4 protein-coding genes are annotated in these 3,568 nt (G+C 73.1%); all 4 read left to right on the top strand.

Annotated elements, in window-relative coordinates; translation table 11 throughout:
- Positions 1-116 precede the first annotated feature (116 nt).
- Positions 117-1,262 carry an acyl-CoA dehydrogenase family protein gene (locus ACIQOV_RS32815; RefSeq protein ID WP_359911892.1) on the top strand — a complete coding sequence of 382 codons (1,146 nt, stop codon included), beginning with the start codon at positions 117-119 and terminating at the stop codon, positions 1,260-1,262.
- The gene (locus ACIQOV_RS32810) at positions 1,259-1,978 is read left to right on the top strand and encodes an N-(5'-phosphoribosyl)anthranilate isomerase (protein WP_401054369.1); all 720 of its coding nucleotides are present in this window, start codon (positions 1,259-1,261) and stop codon (positions 1,976-1,978) included. The genes ACIQOV_RS32815 and ACIQOV_RS32810 overlap by 4 nt, the downstream gene beginning before the upstream one ends.
- Positions 1,975-2,676 (top strand): indole-3-glycerol-phosphate synthase, encoded by a 702-nt coding sequence (locus tag ACIQOV_RS32805; RefSeq protein WP_359911886.1) that lies wholly within the window; start codon positions 1,975-1,977, stop codon positions 2,674-2,676. Before ACIQOV_RS32810 ends, ACIQOV_RS32805 begins: the two co-directional genes overlap by 4 nt.
- Positions 2,673-3,568: alpha/beta hydrolase (locus tag ACIQOV_RS32800; protein ID WP_401054367.1), on the top strand; the 896-nt coding region annotated here is incomplete at its 3' end. The genes ACIQOV_RS32805 and ACIQOV_RS32800, both read left to right, overlap by 4 nt.

Below are 3,568 nucleotides of genomic sequence, written 5' to 3'. Positions count from 1 at the left end.
GAGGATCGCGAAGGCGAGGTCCTCCAGCTCCCACTTGATGGTGTTCATGCCCAGCCGGTGCGCCAGCGGGGCGTAGATCTCCAGCGTCTCGCGGGGGGAGGAAGGCGGCACCCCCGATGATCCGCTGGAACGCCGACCAGACGGCCCTGCGCGAGGGCCTGGCCCGCTTCGGCGACGACCTCAGCGCCGGCCACATCGAAGGCGACGAACAGGCCGCCTTCTCCCACGACAAGTGGCGCCTGATCCAGAAGACCGGCATCCTCTCCCTGCCCTTCGACGAACGCCACGGCGGCCTGGGCCAGTCCCTGCTCACCACCATGTACGTCCTCGAAGGCCTCGGCCAGACCTGCCGCGACGGCGGCCTCAACTTCTCCGTCACCACCTCCATGGCCTCCACCGGCGTCCCCCTCCAGGCCTTCGGCTCACCCGCCCTCAAGGACGCCTACCTGCCCCGCATCGCCTCCGGCGACGCCATCGGCGCCCACGCCATCACCGAGTCCGAATCCGGCTCCGACGCCATGCAGATGCGCACCCGCGCCGTACGCGACGGCGACCACTTCGTCCTCAACGGCTCCAAGACCTTCGTCTCCAACGGCCCCGTCGCCGACGTCGTCGTCGTCTACGCCCGCACCCACCCCCAGGGCGGAGCCCTCGGCGTCACCGCCTTCCTCGTCGACGCCGACACCCCCGGCCTCACCACCGGAAACCCCGTCAAGAAGATGGGCCTGCGCACCTCCCCCCTCTCCGAGCTCTACCTCGACGACGTCCGCGTCGGCGCCGACCGCGTCCTGGGCCGCGTCGGCGGCGGCTTCCTCGTCCTCGACCACGTCATGAAACGCGAGATCCTCTACACCTTCATCGTCAACACCGGCGAGATGCAGCACCGCCTCGCCCGCTGCCTCGACTACGCCAAGACCCGCATGTCCTTCGGCAAACCCATCGGCTCCTACCAGTCCGTCGCCAACAAGATCGTCGACACCAAGATCCGCCTGGAAACCGCCCGCAAGTGGCTGTACGACACCGCCCAGCGACTGGAAGCCGGCGACAACGTCACCGTCGACATGGCCATCGCCAAACTCCTCACCAGCGAATCCAACCTCGCCACCTCCCTGGCCGCCGTCCAGGTCTTCGGCGGCAACGGCTACATGTCCGAATACGGACTGGAGAAGGACGTGCGCAACGCCGTCGCCGGCACCATCTACTCCGGCAGCAACGAGATCCAGTACAACCGCATCGCCGCCATGCTCGGACTCGGCAAATGACCGCCCCCGCCGCCCCGCACGCCCCCACCCGCAGCGGCCACCTCAAAGTCTGCGGCGCCCGCACCCGCGCCGACCTCACCCTCCTCGCCGACACCGGCCCCACCCTGGTCGGCCTGTGGCACGGCATCCCCGGCGGCCCCGCCGACCTCCAGGCCGACCACCTCGCCGACCTCGCCGCCACCGCCATCCGCCTGGGCCTGGAACCCGTCCTCGTCACCTTCCTCGACCACGCCCCCACCCTCGCCGCCCTCGCCCGCGCCACCGGCATCCGCTGGATCCAGCTCCACGCCTACCAGAGCCCCGCCCTCGTCGCCGAACTGCGCGAACACCTGCCCTACGCCGTCCTCGTCAAAGTCCTCCACCTCTCCCGAGGACGCTGCCTCGAACGCGCCTTCACCGGCGCCTTCGCCCGCGCCGGCACCGACCTGTTCCTCCTCGACACCGTCACCGACGACGGCCGCGTCGGCTCCACCGGCCAACCCCTGGACCCCGCCCACATCCACGCCCTGCTGCCCCGCCTCACCATCCCCTTCCTCCTCGCCGGCGGCCTCAACACCACCAACCGCGACACCTACCGCACCATCACCGACCACCCCCTCTACGCCGGCGCCGACATCGACTCCGCCGCCCGCGACCGCACCGGCCGCTTCACCCACGAGAACGTCACCGCCCTCACCCGCGCCTGGCACCCGCGCCTCCAGGAGACGACCGCATGAGCCCGAGCTTCATCGACGCGCTGCTCACCGCCGCCCGCCCCCTGGTCATGGAAGTCAAACTCCGCGACCCCCACGGCACCGACCTCCTGGGCCCGCGCACCGTCACCGACCTCGTCACCCGCTACGAACAGGCCGGCGCCCCCTGCCTGTCCGTCGTCACCGGCCGCTGGTTCGGCGGCACCCCCCGCCTGCTGCGCGAGGTCACCGCCGCCACCGAACTGCCCGTCCTGCAGAAGGACTTCCTCACCCGCCCCGCCCAACTCGAAGCCGCCCGCGCCCTCGGCGCCTCCGCCGTCCTGCTCACCGCCGCCCTGCTGCCCGCCACCTCCCTCGCCCGCCTGGTCACCAGCGCCCTCGACCTCGGCCTGACCCCCTTCGTCGAGATCACCGACGAACGCGAACTCGACGCCCTGCCCCGCATCGCCGACTGCGTCGTCGCCGTCAACAACAAGGACATCCGCACCCGCGAACGCGACCGCGGCGACCTCGGCCGCAGCCTGCGCCTGCTGCCCGCCCTGCGCGCGGCCGGCTGCCGCGCCCCCGTCTCCGCCTCCGCCATCACCGACCCCGCCGACGCCGCCCGCCTCCTGGACGCCGGCTACGCCGCACTGCTCATCGGCACCTCCCTCATGCGCAACCCCGACCTCACCGGCTGGCTCGCCGACCTCGACAACGCCCGCACCGGAGTCGCCGCGTGAGGAACGACCTGCGCACCCGCTCCCTGGTCCTGGACGCCGCCGGCATCCCGCTGTCCGCCCTGGTCGCCGAACCCGAGGACCGCGCCCCCAAAGCCGTCCTCCTCGCCGTCCACGGCCGCGGCATGCGCGCCGCCTACTTCGCCGGCCCCGCCCACCCCGACACCAGCCTGCTCACCCTCGCCGCCGACCTCGGCTACACCGTCCTCGCCGTCGACCGCCCCGGCCACGGCGCCTCCGCCCACCGCCTGCCGGCCGGCCAGCTCATCGCCGACCAGGCCGCCACCCTCCACGCCGCCCTCACCGACTACGCCCGCGCCCACGACACCGGCGCCGGCGTCCAACTCCTCGCCCACTCCTTCGGCGGCAAGATCGCCCTCCAACTCGCCGCCCACTGGCCCGACAACCCCCGCCTGCCCCTGCTCGGCTGCGACATCTCCGGCCTCGCCCAGCACTACGCCCCCGGCGCCTGGGACCGCCCCGACGACCTCGCCGGCGGCGGCCGCCTCAACTGGGGCCCCCTCAACCTCTACCCGCCCGGCACCTTCCACGCCGCCCGCACCCTGCTCACCCCCGTCCCCGCCCTCGAATCCCGCGAACTGGCCACCTGGCCCGCCCGCTACAGCGCCCTCGCCGCCCGCGTGCGCGTGCCCGTGCGCCTGACCCTCGCCGAACACGAACACTGGTGGCGCCTGGACGAGGCCTCCCGCACCGCCCTGACCGCCGCCTTCCCCACCGGCCTGGCCCACCTGGTCACCGCCCACGGCGCCGGCCACAACCTCTCCCTGGGCCACGCCGCCCGCCCCTACCACCTGCGCGCCCTCGCCTTCACCGACGACTGCCTCACCCGGCCCGCCACCGCGTCGCTGCCGCCGGCGGCCTCGTCGATGGCCCC

This window comes from Kitasatospora sp. NPDC091257, from assembly GCF_044757675.1.
In the GTDB taxonomy this organism is placed as follows: domain Bacteria; phylum Actinomycetota; class Actinomycetes; order Streptomycetales; family Streptomycetaceae; genus Kitasatospora; species Kitasatospora lactacystinica.
This window is presented reverse-complemented; position numbering and strand designations above follow the sequence as displayed.

What these genes read in the sequence shown, in the direction of transcription:
- ACIQOV_RS32805 (WP_359911886.1), top strand. Translation starts at nt 1,975, where the DNA reads ATGAGCCCGAGCTTCATCGACGCGCTGCTCACCGCCGCCCGCCCCCTG.
- ACIQOV_RS32815 (WP_359911892.1), top strand. Translation starts at nt 117, where the DNA reads ATGATCCGCTGGAACGCCGACCAGACGGCCCTGCGCGAGGGCCTGGCC.
- ACIQOV_RS32810 (WP_401054369.1), top strand. Translation starts at nt 1,259, where the DNA reads ATGACCGCCCCCGCCGCCCCGCACGCCCCCACCCGCAGCGGCCACCTC.